Source organism: Novosphingobium sp. 9U, from assembly GCF_902506425.1.
GTDB lineage: Bacteria > Pseudomonadota > Alphaproteobacteria > Sphingomonadales > Sphingomonadaceae > Novosphingobium.
In genome coordinates this window covers 1,130,544-1,147,343 of record NZ_LR732469.1, presented here as the reverse complement: position 1 = coordinate 1,147,343, position 16,800 = coordinate 1,130,544, and the positions used below count along the sequence as shown (strand labels likewise).

General features: G+C 64.9%; 16 protein-coding genes. 14 read left to right on the top strand and 2 right to left on the bottom strand.

The window, feature by feature from the left end; all coding sequences use genetic code 11:
- Positions 1-59 precede the first annotated feature (59 nt).
- The 4 genes from GV044_RS05220 (at position 60) to GV044_RS05205 (ending at position 4,117) form a co-directional block, all read left to right on the top strand.
- On the top strand, positions 60-224 hold the full coding sequence (locus GV044_RS05220) for a hypothetical protein (protein WP_236554710.1): 165 nt from the start codon (positions 60-62) through the stop codon (positions 222-224).
- Between the two features lie 188 nt (positions 225-412).
- Positions 413-967 (top strand): MarR family transcriptional regulator, encoded by a 555-nt coding sequence (locus tag GV044_RS05215; RefSeq protein WP_159870900.1) that lies wholly within the window; start codon positions 413-415, stop codon positions 965-967.
- 345 nt (positions 968-1,312) lie between these two features.
- Positions 1,313-2,992, top strand: coding sequence for an energy-dependent translational throttle protein EttA (gene ettA / locus GV044_RS05210; RefSeq protein WP_159866357.1), 1,680 nt, complete (start codon positions 1,313-1,315; stop codon positions 2,990-2,992).
- A 150-nt stretch (positions 2,993-3,142) separates the two neighbouring features.
- Positions 3,143-4,117 (top strand): RcnB family protein, encoded by a 975-nt coding sequence (locus tag GV044_RS05205; RefSeq protein ID WP_159866354.1) that lies wholly within the window; start codon positions 3,143-3,145, stop codon positions 4,115-4,117.
- Positions 4,118-4,178: 61 nt separating this feature from the next.
- Here the strand turns inward: GV044_RS05205 and GV044_RS05200 are convergent, their stop codons facing one another.
- Entirely contained in the window at positions 4,179-4,769 is a 591-nt protein-coding gene (locus GV044_RS05200) for a J domain-containing protein (protein ID WP_159866351.1), read from the bottom strand.
- Between the two features lie 39 nt (positions 4,770-4,808).
- Between GV044_RS05200 and GV044_RS05195 the strand changes: the two genes are divergently transcribed.
- Positions 4,809-5,084, top strand: a complete 276-nt coding sequence (locus GV044_RS05195) for a BolA family protein (protein WP_371741573.1) — start codon at positions 4,809-4,811, stop codon at positions 5,082-5,084.
- On the opposite strand, the gene GV044_RS05190 is transcribed toward GV044_RS05195, so the two are convergent.
- Positions 5,081-6,142, bottom strand: coding sequence for a DUF2332 domain-containing protein (locus GV044_RS05190; protein ID WP_159866345.1), 1,062 nt, complete (start codon positions 6,140-6,142; stop codon positions 5,081-5,083). The two genes, GV044_RS05195 and GV044_RS05190, sit on opposite strands and share 4 nt — an antisense overlap.
- A 53-nt stretch (positions 6,143-6,195) precedes the next feature.
- Between GV044_RS05190 and hisG the strand changes: the two genes are divergently transcribed.
- The 9 genes from hisG to GV044_RS05145 all read left to right on the top strand — a co-directional run bounded on the left by hisG (position 6,196) and on the right by GV044_RS05145 (position 16,800).
- A complete protein-coding gene (hisG, locus tag GV044_RS05185; protein ID WP_159866342.1) occupies positions 6,196-6,849 on the top strand; it encodes an ATP phosphoribosyltransferase in 654 nt (217 codons plus the stop codon).
- Positions 6,849-8,141 (top strand): histidinol dehydrogenase, encoded by a 1,293-nt coding sequence (hisD, locus tag GV044_RS05180; RefSeq protein ID WP_159866339.1) that lies wholly within the window; start codon positions 6,849-6,851, stop codon positions 8,139-8,141. The genes hisG and hisD overlap by 1 nt, the downstream gene beginning before the upstream one ends.
- Entirely contained in the window at positions 8,138-8,581 is a 444-nt protein-coding gene (gene nusB / locus GV044_RS05175; protein ID WP_159866336.1) for a transcription antitermination factor NusB, read from the top strand. The genes hisD and nusB overlap by 4 nt, the downstream gene beginning before the upstream one ends.
- A 20-nt stretch (positions 8,582-8,601) precedes the next feature.
- Positions 8,602-9,570 carry a thiamine-phosphate kinase gene (thiL, locus tag GV044_RS05170; RefSeq protein ID WP_159866333.1) on the top strand — a complete coding sequence of 323 codons (969 nt, stop codon included), beginning with the start codon at positions 8,602-8,604 and terminating at the stop codon, positions 9,568-9,570.
- 119 nt (positions 9,571-9,689) lie between these two features.
- Positions 9,690-11,855 carry a sodium-translocating pyrophosphatase gene (locus tag GV044_RS05165; protein ID WP_159866330.1) on the top strand — a complete coding sequence of 722 codons (2,166 nt, stop codon included), beginning with the start codon at positions 9,690-9,692 and terminating at the stop codon, positions 11,853-11,855.
- Positions 11,856-11,990: 135 nt separating this feature from the next.
- Positions 11,991-13,133, top strand: coding sequence for a GNAT family N-acetyltransferase (locus tag GV044_RS05160; RefSeq protein ID WP_159866326.1), 1,143 nt, complete (start codon positions 11,991-11,993; stop codon positions 13,131-13,133).
- Complete coding sequence (locus tag GV044_RS05155; protein WP_159866323.1) at positions 13,130-13,966, top strand: transcriptional regulator; 837 nt, start codon at positions 13,130-13,132, stop codon at positions 13,964-13,966. Before GV044_RS05160 ends, GV044_RS05155 begins: the two co-directional genes overlap by 4 nt.
- A 1,539-nt stretch (positions 13,967-15,505) precedes the next feature.
- On the top strand, positions 15,506-16,036 hold the full coding sequence (locus GV044_RS05150; RefSeq protein WP_159866320.1) for a Panacea domain-containing protein: 531 nt from the start codon (positions 15,506-15,508) through the stop codon (positions 16,034-16,036).
- A gap of 137 nt (positions 16,037-16,173) precedes the next feature.
- A complete protein-coding gene (locus GV044_RS05145) occupies positions 16,174-16,800 on the top strand; it encodes a hypothetical protein (protein ID WP_159866317.1) in 627 nt (208 codons plus the stop codon).

Here is a 16,800-nt window from a genome sequence, read left to right as displayed (position 1 = left end):
TAGGTCCGCTTCAGCGGACGTTCGCGAGGGTTTCCCCTCGCGTTGTGGAGACAAGTCCAGTGTCCGACTCCGATCGTGCCAAGAACCTTGCCGATGACCTCGCAGCGTGCCTCGTCGCTCTTGATGAGCTTGGTGCAAACATAGCTGCTGCGCACCTCGATGCCGCCCTTAACGCGTTGCGGCGCCAGTTTAATCTTCCCGAGGAAATCTCCACAACGGACTAAGCTGTCGAAGACGCCGCGCGTCTTGCCCGCTTATAGTTGCTCCAGACCGGATCGGCCATTTCGGCGACCGCGGATCGCACGGGGAGCGGTCCGCCCAGTCGTAAAGGGTATCCGGAAGGGTGCGCGACCTTGCCGCGTTTTTGATCGCATCCCACGCCTGCACGGCGGCGGGCGGGGGCTTTGTCTTCATGGGAATATCGCAACAGGTTATGCGAAATCGCGCGAAGGCCATGCGCCTGATCGGGATCGCGAACGAACTCCTTGCCATGGCACGCGAACTCGAGATGACGAACCATGACGATGGCTCGCCTTCAACTGGTGGTGGCGCGCCAAATGCCACGCCCACGGCCGGTCAGGACCACCCCGTATGGGTCGAACTCGCGCGTCAGACGTACGACGATCGACGGCGGCGCAACAAGATATTCCAATCGGACGAATTGTTCGGTGAGCCGGCCTGGGACATCATGCTGGACCTTTTCATCGCGGCCAAGGAACGGCGCAGGGTGTCAGTGACCAGCGCCTGCATCGGTTCTGCGGTCCCGTCGACCACGGCGCTGCGCTGGATATCGATCCTGGAACGCCAGGGCTTTCTCAGCCGCGAGGCCGACCCCGGGGACGCGCGGCGCGTCTACGTTCGACTGAGCCCGCGTGGGTACGAGGCCATGCTCGAGTACTTCTCGGCGTCGAGCCGATCCGTCGTCCTGCTCGACGAGGGTGCGCCTGACGTCGCCAAGCGGCGCTGATCACGGGGGTGGCTCAGCGCGGATGTCTGGGGTGGTGCGACACTATCTGTGGGTGGCTGCATCAGTTCCGGTCGCGTACCATCTGGATTAATGCGGTGTTGGACGGGTTACCTTATACGAGATCGTCTTTGCCGGATAGAAATGGGCTTGGCACCGCGCGCTGGTATGACAACTCGTCGCAGCGCGCTCTGTTCACGAGCAAGAGATAAGCCCATCTGAGACCAACCAATCGAAGCGACGGCCTCTCGCACTTGCCCTCGGCCGCCCTGAGCCTTGCGGTGACCGGCCTGCGCTAGTAGAGGACCCGGCAACTCCCCCTACACGCCAGATCCCAGAGGATTTTAGATGGCCGCCCAGTACGCCTACGTCATGAAGGGCATGACTAAGACCTTCCCCGGTGCGCAAAAGCCGGTGCTCTCGAACATCAATCTGCAGTTCTATCAAGGCTCCAAGATTGGCATCGTCGGCCCGAACGGCGCCGGCAAGTCGACGCTGATCAAGATCATGGCCGGCATCGACACCGATATCACCGGCGAAGCCTGGGCCGGTGAGAACATCACGGTCGGCTACCTTGAGCAGGAGCCCGAGCTAGACGCCAGCAAGACCGTGCTTGAGAACGTCAAGGACGGTGCGCGCGACGTCGCCGACCTGGTTGATCGTTTCAACGAGATCTCCAACCTCATGGCCGACCCCCCGGAGGACGCGGACTTCGATGCGCTCATGGAAGAAATGGGCACGCTGCAGGAGAAGATCGACGCGGTCGATGGCTGGTCGCTCGACAGCCAGCTCGAACTGGCGATGGAAGCGCTGCGCTGCCCTCCCGGCGACTGGCCGGTGACCAGCCTGTCGGGCGGTGAAAAGCGCCGTGTCGCCCTCACCCGCCTGCTGATCCAGAAGCCGTCGATCCTGCTGCTCGACGAGCCCACCAACCACCTCGACGCGGAAAGCGTGGAGTGGCTGGAGAACCACCTCAAGGAATACGCCGGGGCGGTGCTGATGATCACCCACGACCGCTACTTCCTCGACAACGTGGTCAGCTGGATCCTGGAGCTCGATCGCGGCAAGTACTTCCCTTACGAGGGCAACTACTCGACTTACCTGGAGAAGAAGGCCAAGCGCCTCGCCCAGGAAGAGCGCGAAGAGAGCGGCCGCTCCAAGGCCCTGCGCGAAGAGCTCGAGTGGATCCGGCAGACGCCGGCCGCGCGCCAGACCAAGTCCAAGGCGCGTATCCGCAAGTTTGAGCAGCTTCAAGAAGCGCAGAACAACCGCAAGCCAGGCAAGGCGCAGATCGTGATCCAGGTGCCCGAGCGCCTGGGCGGCAAGGTGATCGAGGCCAAGGGCGTTACCAAGGCCTATGGCGACAAGCTGCTGTTCGAGAACCTGTCGTTCATGCTGCCGCCCGGCGGCATCGTCGGCGTGATCGGGCCGAATGGCGCGGGCAAGTCGACCCTATTCAAGCTGATCACCGGCAAGGAGCAGCCGGATGAGGGCGAGATCGACATCGGCAGCACCGTGCACCTCGGCTTCGTCGATCAAAGCCGCGACCACCTCGATCCGGCGAAGAACGTCTGGGAAGAAGTCTCGGACGGGCTCGACTACATGAAGGTCAACGGCCACGACATGTCGACGCGCGCTTACGTCGGCGCGTTCAACTTCAAGGGCGCGGACCAGCAGAAGAACGTCGGCAAGCTGTCGGGCGGTGAGCGCAACCGCGTTCACATGGCCAAGATGCTGAAGGAGGGTGGCAACGTCCTCCTGCTCGACGAGCCGACCAACGATCTCGACGTTGAGACGCTGGCCGCGCTGGAAGATGCGATCGAGAACTTCGCCGGTTGCGCCGTGGTCATCAGCCACGATCGCTTCTTCCTCGACCGTCTCGCCACGCACATCCTGGCGTTCGAGGGTAACAGCCATGTCGAGTGGTTCGAGGGCAACTTCGCGGCCTACGAAGAGGACAAGCGCCGTCGCCTTGGTGATGCGGCAGACCGTCCAACCGCGCTCGCTTACAAGAAGTTGACTCGCTAAGCCTTGCCGCCTTCCGTTCAGCTGCACTTCGCGAAAGCTGAACGGAAGGCGCAATGCCAATTCAGACTTGCGACAGCGCGCAAGTCATAGAAGGTCTGCAAGGACAGGCCACGATCGCTGTGCGACCCGTCCCTTTGGAGAACGGGACAGATGGCAAGGACATTCATCAAGAGATATGCCACCAGTGTCGGTGCGCTCGCCGTCGTGATGATGGCGCTGGCCGCACCGACGATTGCATCGGCACAGGATCAGGGCCAAAGCCAGGGTCAAGGTCAACGCGGCGGACGTGGCGACGGTCGCGGCGGCCAAGGCTGGCAGAACCGCGGCGATCGCGTGAAAGCGCGGCCGCAAGGTCAGGGTGAGCGTCAGTGGCAACAACGCCCCCAAGCGCAAGCTCAGGCGCCTGCCGTGGCGCAGCAGCACGCCCCAAGTGCGCCCGCGGCTCGTCAGCAGGGCTGGAACGGCAATCGCAATGGTGGTTGGCGCGGCGAAGGACAGCAGGCCGCACGTGGCAACCGCAATGGCCCCGATACCCGTGGCTGGACCCCGCAACAATGGGAAGCTTACCGCGGTGCAGTGCTCGAGGGCCGGGACACCGATGCCTTCCGCAATGGGGATAATCGTGGCGGCAATAGGCAGGTCCAGCGTGAGGAGCGCCGGGACCAGGCGCAGTGGCAGGGTCGCCGCGATGACAACCGACGTGACGCTCGGGCTCGCTGGCAGAACGATCGCCAGGGCAACTATGGTCGCGAATCCTGGCGCAACAATGGTCAGTGGCGCGGCGACAACGGCAACTGGCGGGGCGGTGACAATCGCGCTTGGGATCGTGGCTGGCGCAGCAACAACCGGTACGATTGGTCGTCCTACCGCTCGCGTAATCGCAGCGTGTTCCAGGCGGGACGCTATTACTCGCCCTATCAGAACTACAGCTATCGCCGTGTCGGCATAGGCCTGTCGCTCGGCTCGCTGTTCTATGGCTCGCGCTATTGGATCGACGATCCCTACGCGTACCGCCTGCCGGAGGTCTATGGACCCTATCGCTGGGTCCGGTACTATGACGATGTGCTGCTCGTCGACACGTACACAGGCGAAGTGGTCGACGCGATCTACGACTTCTTCTGGTAATACCAAGACGGCCTGACTGAAGAATGGAGCCTCAGGGTACCCCTTCGCTGAGGCTCTTTCTTTAAGCGAACGCGGCCGCACGCCGTAGCAACTGGTAGGCATCGACCACCTGCTGCAGGCGGCCTTCGTGCGACCGGTCGCCGCCGTTGTGATCGGGGTGGAAGCGTCGGACCAGTTCCGTATAGCGCCGCCGCAGCCCCTTGCGGTCGGCGTCGAGCGCCAAGCCCAAGGTGTTCAGCGCGCGCTGCTCGGCCGGATTGAAGCCGCTCGCCTCTGCGCGCATCTGCTCGCGCCGCTCACGTACATGCGCGCGAGCCCTGGCGCCGATCGCCTCCAGAGGATCGGAGAAGTCGGCCCAGCGCGGCACGTCATCCACTCCGGCGTCGGGCCGGAACGCGCGCGTTGCGCCTGCCCAGCCATGCAGCGGCGACTGCGCCTCGAAGATCTCCTCCGAGCTCATCCCGTCGAAGTAATCGTAGCCGGAGTTGAACTGGCGCACGTGCTCCAGGCAAAACCAGCGGTAGTCACCCGGCCCGTCGAACCCTGAAGGCCGACCGCCGGGCGCGCGAAACTCGCCTGCATCATCGCACCCTGGCCAGTTGCACTCGCGCCCCGTGGCCTCGAATCTTCCGTGAAATCTGTCCCTGCTCACCGGCTTTCAGATGGGACAGCAATGCCCTAAATGGAAGGCATGACCGGACCGATTGCTCAGGAAATGCGACGGCTTTTGACCGACGCCTTCGCCCCCACCTACCTCGATGTCGCCAACGACAGCGCACGGCATCACGGCCATGCCGGCGATGACGGCAGCGGCGAATCGCACTTCACCGTCGAGATCGAAAGTGCCCACTTCACCGGCCAGTCGCGCTTGCAGCGGCAGCGGATGGTCAATGCGGCACTGGGCGACATTCCGGGCCAGCGCGTCCATGCCCTCGCCTTGCGGCTGCGGGCGCCTGGCGAGAGCTAAGCCCCCAGCCACTCCAGCCAGGCACCGTGTGCGTGCGCGGCGGCTAGGCGGTGAGCCTTGCCGTCGCCGGGCCAGGAGCGCACCTGCAATCCGTGAGCCATCGCCACGCGGTCCGCTTCCAGCGCGATCCAGGCGAGTGCTCGGTCTTGCGTCGCTCGCGCGCCCGCAGCTTCCATGGCTGCAGTGATGCGCTCCTTCTCGTTCGCTGGCAGGTACTGCCACACGATGGAGTGGACAAGCACGCGCGTCGTCCCCTCGGCCTGCGGGCTCGCGAGGTGCTGCTCCACGAAATCGGCCGCGTGCATACGCGTCAACAGCGGGGGGTGAACCGCCGCTTCGGCGATGGCGGCTTCAAGCCGAGCGAACCGCTCCGTGTGCTCCGGCCAAATGTAGGCCTTGAGCCGCAAGGCCTGTTCAGCGCTGGTAAGATCAACCGGCGCGACGTCGCACCCAACTGGCGTCGCGATCGAGAGCGCATGCTGCGGCGGCGGTGGACCACGCCACTCGGGCGTGAACGACAGCAGCGGCTCGCGCGCGCCGACATGCACACCGCCCAGGCCCCAGGCGAAACGATCCATCATCAAATTGATCCCGGCGCTGGAGCCGATCTCGAAGGGCTCGAAACGGATGGGCAGGCCCTGATCCGCAAGCCATAGCATACCGGCCGCAAAGCCCGACGAGCGCCCTGCCTCGTTGGTCTGTGGCGGCCCTTCCAGCCACGGCAGCAGCCAGTCCGAGTGAGCCTTCGCGACAGCGCGAACGATGGTGACGTCGTCAGCCGGTTCGCCGGCGTATATCGCATCAAGCTCAGGAGCCCGGCCGCTCATGTGCAGCCCGTGCAGTGCTCCCGCCGCTCGCAACGGCAGGCCATCGGCAAGGGCCACGCCTTGCCAGTCGCGGATCCGGTTCAGGAATGGCGCGCCTTCGTCCGCAGCCAGGGCGTCGCGCAGCGCGCGTACGATCCGCGCGGTGATGGGGGCGTCGTTGCGCTTGCAGTACTCGAGCTGGTTGTCGAAAGCGTTCTGCACATCTCCATCGAAGCTGGTACCGGCGTCCATAATGCGCGCTCCCGTGTTGCCCTTCGCCGGCTTGCCGCGTAAGGCCCGCGGCCATGCCTGCTCCGCTGATCTTTGCCGTGCCGAAGGGCCGCATCCTTGACGAGGCGCTGCCGCTGATGGCGCGTGCCGGAGTGGTGCCCGAAGCCGAATTCCATGACAAGAAGTCTCGCGCGCTGTCGTTTGCGTGCGAGGATGCGCAGATGCGGCTGATCCGCGTGCGCGCTTTCGACGTCGCCACTTTCGTCGCGCATGGTGCCGCGCAGGCGGGGATCGTCGGATCAGATGTTGTCGAAGAGTTCGCCTACCCCGATCTTTATGCGCCCGTGGATCTCGACATCGGCCACTGCCGCCTCTCAGTTGCCGAGCCGGAGGGCCAAGCGGCCGGTGCGATGCCTTCGCACTTGCGCGTCGCGAGCAAGTACCCGAGCCTTACCCGTCGCCACTACGAGCGCCTGGGCATCCAGGCCGAAGTCGTGAAGCTTAACGGCGCCATGGAATTGGCACCCAGCCTGGGTCTGGCAAGCCGCATCGTCGACCTGGTCTCGACGGGGCGCACGCTGCACGAGAACGGCCTGGTTGAGACAAGCCGCATCCTCGACATTTCGGCGCGTCTTATCGTCAACCGCGCGGCGCTCAAGACCGATGAGCGCGTAGGTGCATTGGTGGAACGGTTCCGTGCCCTCGTCAGCGAGCGCGAGGCCGCCTGATGCTGCGCCTGTCTACCCGCGATCCCGGCTTCGAAGCCGCGTTCGGTCGCCTCGTGCGTGAGCGGCGCGAGAGCGACGATGATGTCGCGCGCGATGTCGCCCTGATCCTGGCGCAAGTGCGCAGCCGTGGCGACGAGGCTCTCGTCGACTACACGCGCCGGTTCGACAGCCATGTCCTGGGCGATGAGGCATCCTGGCGGATCGAGCCTGCCGCCTGCCGCGATGCCTTCGACACGCTGAAGCCAGAACTGCGCGCAGCACTCGAACTCGCTGCCGAGCGCATCCGGACCTACCACGAGGCACAGAAGCCCGAAGATCGGGACTACACGGACGATGCCGGGGTGCGGCTAGGCGCCAAGTGGCTGCCGGTCGATGCAGCCGGTCTGTATGTTCCTGGCGGACGCGCGGCTTACCCCTCCTCGCTGCTGATGAACGCCATCCCGGCCAAGGTTGCGGGTGTCGAGCGCCTGGTGGTCGTGACGCCAACACCCAAGGGCGTGGTCAACCCGCTCGTCCTCGCCGCCGCTTATCTGGCGGGCGTGGATGAAGTCTGGCGCGTCGGTGGCGCGCAGGCGATCAGCGCGCTGGCTTATGGTACGAAGCGCATTCGGCCCGTCGATGTCGTGACCGGACCGGGTAACGCCTGGGTCGCTGAAGCCAAGCGCCAGCTCTTCGGCGTGGTCGGCATCGACATGGTCGCCGGGCCCAGCGAGATCCTGGTGATCGCTGATGGGCGCAACAATCCCGAGTGGATCGCCGCCGACCTGCTCAGTCAGGCCGAGCACGACCCTTCCTCGCAGTCGATCCTCATCACCGACGATCCGCTGTTTGCCGACACTGTTGCCGACCGTGTAGGGGTCGAGATCGCCATGTTGCAGACCGCGCGCGTGGCCGACCAGAGCTGGCAGAAGCACGGCGTTATCATCGAGGTCGAAAGCCTCGACGAAGCGCCTGCGCTAGCCAATGCTCTGGCAGCCGAGCACGTCGAGATCGCCACGGAAGACCCTGAGGCGCTGTTCTCCCGTATCCGCCACGCCGGTAGCGTGTTCCTGGGCCGCCACACGCCGGAAGCGGTGGGCGACTACGTCGCAGGTCCCAACCACGTGCTGCCGACCGGACGCCGGGCGCGTTTCGCGTCGGGCTTGTCGGTGCTCGACTTCATGAAGCGCACCAGCTTCATCCAACTGGACGAGCGCGCGCTCGCCGCCATTGGGCCTGCCGCCATCGCGCTTGCCGAGGCCGAAGGCCTGCCGGCCCATGCGCGCTCGATCGAAACGAGACTGGGGATATGACCGCCAAACCGAGAGAGCGCTCGGCCGCGCGGCTTGCTGCCGTGCAGGCCCTCTATCAGCATGAGATGGAGAACACGCCGCAGGCGCAGCTCCTTGATGAGTTCCACCGCCACCGCCTCGGGGCGCAAATCGACGAGGACCAGTACGCCGAGGCCGAGGTCACATTCTTCGACGATGTGGTCAAAGGCGTGCTCGCACGTCGTGACGAGATCGATGATCTGCTGGCGAGCAAGTTGGCACAGGGCTGGTCTCTTACCCGACTCGACCGGACGATGCTGCAGATCCTGCGCGCGGGCGCCTGGGAACTGATGGCGCGTGCGGACGTGCCGACCGGCAGTGCCATCAGCGAATACCTCGATGTCGCACATGCCTTCTTCGATGCGCGCGAAGCCAAGTTCGTCAACGGTGTGCTCGACGCGGTGGGCAAGCAGGTTCGCTGAGGTGAACGACATGCGGCGTGATGACCACTGAAGCCGCTTTCATCGCGGCACTGAGAGCCATCGCCACGTCCCCGGCAGCACGCGGCCTTGCCGACGATGCGGCGATGCTTCAACTTGGCGAGACGCGCCTTGTCCTGACCATGGACACCATCGTCGAGGGAGTACACTTTCTGCCCGATGACCCTGCGGAAACGGTCGCGTGGAAGCTGGTCGCCACCAACGTCTCCGATCTTTCGGCAAAGGGCGCAGAGCCGCGCGGCTGCCTGCTCAGCTATCCACTGGCACAGGAGGATGGCTGGGACACCGCCTTCCTCGCCGGACTTGCAACGGCCTGTGAACACTTTGCCATCCCCCTCCTTGGCGGGGACACTGTGCGGCAGCCTCCTGGGGCAGCCCGTAGCTTCGCGTTGGTCGCGCTGGGCGAGCCGCACGACGGTGTGCCGGTGCCCTCGCGCGCCGGTGCCAGCGCTGGCGATCACCTGTGGGTCAGCGGACCGATCGGTGACGCGGGTGCAGGTCTCGCCATTCTGCGTGGAGAGCGGGACGCGGACGTTGCCAGTCGGGCAAACCTGATCTCAGCCTATCGCCAGCCGCAGCCCTGTGCTCCACTTGGAGTTGCGATCGCACCTCTCGTCAGTGCCATGATGGATGTGTCGGACGGTCTACTGATCGATGCCAAGCGGCTCGCTGCGGCGAGCAGGTTGGCCGTCGAGATCGATTTGAGCCAAGTGCCTCTATCTCCGGCCTTCTGTCAGGTAATGGGAGAGGCACTCGAAGCCAGGCTGTTCGCCTCGACTGCGGGCGACGATTACCATCTCCTGTTCGCTGCCCCAGCCGAGCAGGAACATTCGCTCTCGGCGTTGCCGGCGAAGCATGGCCGCTCCTTCTACCGGGTGGGGCGCCTGGCAGTGGGACAGGGTTTACAGCTTACCTACGACGATCAGGCGGTACCCGCGCCTGCAAGTCTCGGCTACGAGCATCAGAACTGACTCCCGAACAGTTCCGCAATCCCGGCTTGCCAGTACCGCGACCACCCTATAGCCCTTGTCTTTAGAGCAGCGAACAACGCTGCCTAATAAAAGATAACAATGGGAAAAGGGGATGTTGCGTGGACTTGATCACGTTCGCAATCGTCCTGGGGTTGGTCGCCGTGCTGTACGGCATCATCACCAGTAGACAAGTGCTCGGCGCACCTGCCGGCAACGAAAAGATGCAGGATATCGCCGCCGCCATTCAGGAAGGCGCCAAGGCTTACCTCGGCCGCCAATACACCGCCATCGCCATCGTCGGCTTAATCGTAGCTGTGGTGCTGTTCCTGACACTCGGCACGCTTTCGACAGTAGCCTTCCTGATCGGCGCGATCCTCTCGGGTGTCGCCGGTTTCGTGGGCATGAACATTTCGGTGCGCGCAAATGTACGCACGGCCGAGGCTGCGCGGGGTTCGCTGCAGGGCGGCCTCACGCTGGCGTTCCGATCCGGAGCCATCACCGGCATGCTGGTGGCAGGGCTCGGCCTGCTCTCGATCGCCGGGCTGTTCTGGTATCTGACGGGACCTGCCGGCCTTACGCCCAATGCCCGGCCGATCGTCGACGCCTTGACGGCACTCGCCTTCGGCGCCTCGCTGATCTCGATCTTCGCACGTCTTGGCGGCGGCATCTTCACCAAGGCGGCGGACGTCGGCGCCGACCTCGTCGGCAAGGTCGAGGCCGGCATCCCCGAGGACGACCCGCGCAACCCCGCCGTGATCGCCGATAATGTGGGCGACAATGTGGGCGACTGCGCCGGCATGGCCGCTGACTTGTTCGAGACCTACGTCGTTACGATCGGCCTGACGATGGTCTCCATCGCTTTGCTGGTGAAGGCGCCCACCGCAGACCTGCTGACGTTGATGTCCGTGCCGCTGATCGTCGGCGGCGTGTGCATCGTCGCTTCCATCATCGGCACCTACTTTGTCCGGCTCGGCTCCAAAGCGTCGATCATGGGCGCGCTGTACAAAGGTTTCTGGGTCACCGTCATCCTCTCGGTCTTCTTCATCTACGGCGTGTTCCAGTACGCCTTCCATGACCTCAACGCCGTCATCGGCGGTGCTGGTTTCCTCCAACCCGCCACCGACACGCTGACCACCGAAGCCGCGCTCGGCACCGCGGCCCGCGATGGGGCCGAGTTCACCGCCCTGGACTTGTTTTGGTGCATGATGATCGGGCTTGCGGTGACCGGGCTGCTCGTCTGGATCACCGAATACTACACGGGCACCAACTACCGCCCGGTCCGCTCGATCGCCAAAGCCAGCGAGACGGGACACGGCACGAACGTCATCCAGGGCCTCGCCATCAGCCTCGAGTCTACCGCCCTGCCGACGCTGGTGATCGTCGTCGCAGTGATCGCGACCTACCAGCTCGCGGGGATCATCGGCGTTGCCTTTGCCGCGACAGCACTGCTCGCCCTCGCCGGCATGGTGGTGGCACTCGACGCATACGGCCCGGTCACCGACAACGCCGGAGGCATCGCCGAAATGGCCGGGCTCGACGACGCAGTGCGCGAGAGGACGGACGCGCTCGACGCCGTCGGCAACACTACCAAGGCCGTGACCAAGGGCTACGCCATCGGCTCTGCAGCACTCGCCGCGCTGGTTCTGTTCGGCGCCTACACGACCGACCTCAAGGAGTTCTTCCCCGACGTCGTGGTGGACTTCTCGCTTTCGAACCCCTTCGTCATCGTCGGCCTGCTGCTTGGCGCGCTGCTGCCGTACCTCTTCGGAGCCTTCGGCATGACTGCGGTCGGACGCGCGGCTGGCTCTGTAGTCGAGGATGTGCGCGAGCAGTTCCGCTCCAACCCCGGCATCATGGAAGGGACGAGCCGGCCCAACTACGCCCGCACCGTTGACATCGTCACTCGCGCCGCGATCAAGGAGATGATCGTCCCCTCGCTGTTGCCGGTGCTCTCGCCGGTCGCGGTGTACTTCATCATCACCGCCGTCGCAGGGCAAGGCCAGGGCTTCGCCTCGCTCGGCGCGATGCTGCTGGGCGTCATCGTCTCGGGCCTGTTCGTCGCCATCTCGATGACCTCGGGTGGCGGCGCCTGGGACAATGCCAAGAAGTACATCGAGGACGGCAACCACGGCGGCAAGGGCTCGGACGCCCACAAGGCCGCGGTCACCGGCGACACCGTCGGCGATCCGTACAAGGACACCGCCGGCCCCGCCGTCAATCCGATGATCAAGATCACCAACATCGTCGCTCTGCTGCTCCTGGCCGTACTCGCCAGCCACGCCTGAGCGCTTCGACTGCCTCAAGCCCCGCCGGTCCGCCGCGCGGGGCTTTTCTTTAACCATCGTCCTTAGCTCCTCCTTGACTGCGTCCTGCTAGCTGAACTTCGCGCGACCGCTCTGCGCGCCAGGCGAAGGTTAACCGTGGCGACAAGGCCGAAGACCCAGCACCCTGCCGAGCCGGCTCCGCTCACCGGCGGCCCCGGCACGCTCGCTTGCGTGCCCTGGCAGTCCCTTGCCGAACCGGAGCAGGTCGCCGCTTGGGACACGCTGGCAACCCAGACCAGCGAGCCTAACCCCTTCTTCGAGAGCTGGTACCTCCTCCCCTCGCTCCGCCACCTCGGCACCGAAAGCCAGGTCCAGGTCCTCCGCGTCGACGTCGCCGGCCAACTCGCCGGGCTGCTGCCGATCGTCCGCCAGAGCCGCTACTACCGCCACCCGTTCCCCAACCTCGCCAACTGGCTCCACCCCAACGCGTTCTGCGGCGCGCCACTCGTCTCAGCCGGAGCGGAAGTGCCGTTCTGGCAGGCCGTGCTGCGCTGGGCGGACGAGAATGCCGGTGCCGCGCTGTTCCTCCACTTGCGCGACCTGCCGCTCGGCGGTCCGTTGCATGCTGCGCTCCAGGCCGTGCTCGCCACGTCCAACCGGCAGGCCGAGATCGTGCACCGCGAGGAGCGGGCCTTGCTCGCCTCCGAGCTCACGCCCGAGGCGTACTGGGATGCTTCGCTGTCGGGCAAGAAGCGCAAGGAACTGCGCCGCCAGGCCAACCGTCTCGCCGACGAGGGCGCCGTGCAGTTCCACCGCTGCACCGATGCCGCCGGGCTGGAGCTGTGGACCGCGCAGTTCCTCGCCCTCGAACAGGCCGGCTGGAAGGGCCATGCCGGCTCCGCCCTCGCCTGCAGCCCTGCCACCGCCGCGCTGTTCACCGAAAGCCTCGCCGGCGCGGCAGAGCGCGGCCGCCTCGAACGCCTCACCCTAACCCTGGACGGCAGGCCGATCGCCATGCTCGCCACCTTCCTCAGCCCGCCCGGCGCGTTCTCCTTCAAGACCGCGTTCGACGAGGGGTTCGCCCGCTTCTCCCCCGGCGTCCTGCTTCAGCGCGAGAACCTGGCGATCCTGAGCAACCCGGAGATCGCCTGGACCGACAGCTGCGCGGCAGCCGACCACCCGATGATCGACCACATCTGGCGCGAGCGGCGTGAGGTCGGACGGATCTCCATCGCCATCGGCGGGGCGGCGCGCCGGTTCGCCTTCCGCCAGATCGTCCGTCACGAGGTCAAGCGATGACCGTCTTCCCCCCAACCTCCCGCGAGACTTTCGCCGCCTCCTATCCCGAGGTGCCGCACATCCTCGCCCACAGCCTCGACCACCACCCGCTGCTGGAGCGCGAGGCGCTGGCGCAGCTCGCCGAAGCCCTCCCCGAACCTTCCGTCGAGTACAACGCCGCCGACCAGCCCATCGGCATCGACGGCAAGCCCGCGCCCACCGGCATTCCCATCGGCGAGACCATCCGCCGGATCGAGACCAGCGCCTCGTGGGCGGTGCTCAAGAACGTCGAGCAACACACCCCCTACGCCGCGCTGCTGGCCGAGCTGCTGGCCGAGCTGACCCCGGCGATCGAGCGCCGCACCGGCCGCATGCTCAAGACGCAGGCCTTCGTCTTCATCAGCTCGCCCGGCAGCATGACACCCTACCACTTCGACCCCGAGCACAACATCCTGCTCCAGGTCCGCGGGTCCAAGGTGATGACCCAGTTCCCCGCCGGCGAGCCGCGCTACGCGCCGGACCGGGTGCACGAGACCTACCACACCGGCGGCGGCCGCGAGCTGACCTGGCGCGAGGAGCTGCTATCCGGCGGCCGCGAATACCCGATCGGCCCCGGCGAGGCGGTCTACGTGCCGGTGATGGCGCCGCACTTCGTGCGCAACGGACCCGAGCCGTCGGTCTCGCTCTCGATCACCTGGCGCTCGGAGTGGAGCTTCGCCGAAGCCGATGCGCGCGCCTTCAACGGCCTCATGCGCAAGTGGGGCATGTCCCCCGCCCGCCCCGCCCGCTGGCCCGCCAGCAACCGCGCCAAGGCGCTGGGCTGGCGCGTTGCGAGGAAGCTCGGAGCGGGCTGAGTTGCCGCAATTGCCGGTGTCCTGAGGAAACTCAGATCCTCCCCTGCAAGGGGAGGGGGACCGCCGCAGGCGGTGGAGGGGTGTAACCCCCTCGTCCGAGCACTTCGCCAGCGGTGACACCCCTCCGTCAGCCGCTGACGCGCCTGCCACCTCCCCCACAGGGGGAGGACCTTGCAACCCCAGCTCCATCGACTTGTACTCCATCGGCGGATCGTTGCGGTAGACCGGGTCGTTCCAGTCCGGCACCCGGTCCCATTCGTCGCGCTCGTCCTCGCAGCCCCATTCCTCCGCCTCGTCGACCACCTCGACCCAGTCGGGGAACACCTCCCGGCTCTCGGCGGCGACTGCGGTGTCGACGGCGGCGCAGGCGCGTGGGTGCCAGGCGTCCCACTCGGCGAGCGGGGCGTCGAACCAGGACGTGTAGAGCGTTTCAGGCTCATCCGCCTTCGTGGCGAGTGCGGCGTCGAACTCCTCGCGCCATTGCCGGTGCGCGTCGTTGTAGGCGCGATCGGCCGTCCGGTTGGCCCAGACCTCGCGCGCATGGGGGAGCAGCGGGTCGGGATCGGCCCAGGTCTCGCCGTGATCGCGCAAGCCCTCCTCCGGCCCCTCGCCCGCGACGGTGGCGAGCAGTTCGTCGAAGCGCTCGGCGTGCAAGCCCGCGTCCTCCGCCTCCGCCGCCTTGTCGAGCCGCGCAAGGTGGGCGAGCAGCAGGCGCGCGTCATACCGCGTCTTCACGCCGACCCGCTCGCCCCGGAACCACACCTGTTCCTCGATCCCGTCGATTGCCTGCGTGGCGAGCACTTGCGCTGCGACTTCGCGCGCGAGCACCAGCGCCGCCGCCCAGGCCGCCCGGAACGGCCGCTCCCGCCGCCGCACGAGATAGGCCGACTGGTGCGTCATCCCCACCCGCGCCGCCGAGGCGCGCACGTTCCCCGTCTCGGCCAGATGATGCAAAAACGCCGCCTTGCGCGCCGGCGTCCAGGAGTTGTGATTGCGAGCAGGCGGAGCGGTGGCGAGCCCCTCCTCTTCGGGGGAGGGGCTGGGGTTGGGGCTCTCCCCAGGCGCAGCGCCGGAGCCTCCTGCGCGCGATGGTGCGCAGTCATCCCCCGGCAACCCGATATCCCGATCGGCGGGGATCCACCCCCGCCCGAATGAGGTAGGACCTCGCGCCGGAGTGCCGTCCCCAGCCTCATGCACCCCGGAGCCACCGGACGCCCGAGCGCCGAGGCCCTGCGGATTGAATGTGTCGAACATGGTTCACCTCGCGAGCAAGAGCGACCTCGACTCGCCGCCCAACGGCGCGCCGAGGTGAACCAGGTTGGTTATATTACATCAGGGGCTGTAGGAAAATGGTTTTTGTACAAGCGGCAGACGTTCCAAGTGCGACTATGTTCTTGCCTTGTTCCGTAGTCTTGACGCAAAAGCGCTTGCCAACTGTGGACAAGTAGTCCCGCCGTTCTGTGGATAGTGAAAGGTCAACGCTCGTTGGCACTCCAAGTTTGGCGTACGCGGGCGCGAGGATTTGTGAGATTATATAGGATGGATGATCAACGGAGTATTCAAGCGCCCGTGACCTCAGCCCCTTATGATATCAAGGGCTTGGCGAACTTGCTTCTCGACTGGGCAGACGCCGAGAGCATCACAATGACCCCTATGAAGCTCCAGAAGCTTCTATATTTCTGTCATGCAGACTATTTGCGGGCGATGGGGAAACCTCTGGTCCGTCAAGATTTCGAAGCCTGGGATTACGGACCGGTTGAACCTAGCGTCTTCGCCGAATTTAAGAGTAGCAGCAAGTCGCCGATAAAGACCCGCGCCATGCAGTTCGTTCCGGCTACTGGCGAACGAGTTCTTGCTGAGCCGAAGGTTGATGATAGCGACCTTAAGTTACTACGGTCATTATACAACATCTACAAGCACGCGAGTGCGACCGCTCTATCGGATCTTTCACATGAAACGCGTGGTCCTTGGGCTGTGGCCCGCCACTTGTTTAACGAAGGCCGGAATGCAGATCGGCGAATGTCAGCAAAGTTAATTATTCGTTATCACCAGCGGGGCCCGCTCAGCTGATTGACAAATCCGTTCCCGATCTGTTTTCTGTAGGCAGATCGGAGAGTGTGTTTATGTCCCGCTCGAATGCGCCCCTGGCATTGTCTGTTGCGAATGTGACAGAGCCTGGTGACGTTGAAGCTACAGCCTCCAAAATTATGGAACTCGACAAGGGCGGGTTCGGCTTTAGTCACGACTTCACCTGGGATCTAATGCCGAAAGCACTTCGAGGTATCTTCGAGCCGGCTGCGATCCGACAGATGATTTTGGCTCGCCCACGCCGGATCATAGATTGCGTCGTCGCGCTTTTCGAACTCGGTATCTCACGTCCGGTGGAAGGTAGATCCTTTGCTGATTTTCCTGACGCCGGGCTGCGTAGCATCAGCATGATCGAATGGGGACCTAATATCCTTGTTCGAGTCAAGGCAGCTTGCTGGTATGTCAATGACCGAGGGCAGCCAGTCATACCGCTACTTCAACCCCGAAAAGCTCCACTAAGCATAGAGAAACGTGCTGTATACCTAGCCTTAGGACGACAAGCGCACTGCAAGGGGGACTGGATCGCTGCTCGTACAGAATTGATTGATCTGTCTTCTGAAGGCCGCAACGAAGTTCAGGCGGTTGTGACGTCTGAAGACGATTTACCTCACATTTCTGATGAACTCCTTGGAGAGTACGTGAGGACCTATGTCGCTGCGAAGAAGATGGCTGACGCGGTCAAGGTCGAACGCCCGAAAAAGCCCAAGGATCGAGGCATGGGAGATTTGTTCCCCCCTGCAGAATGA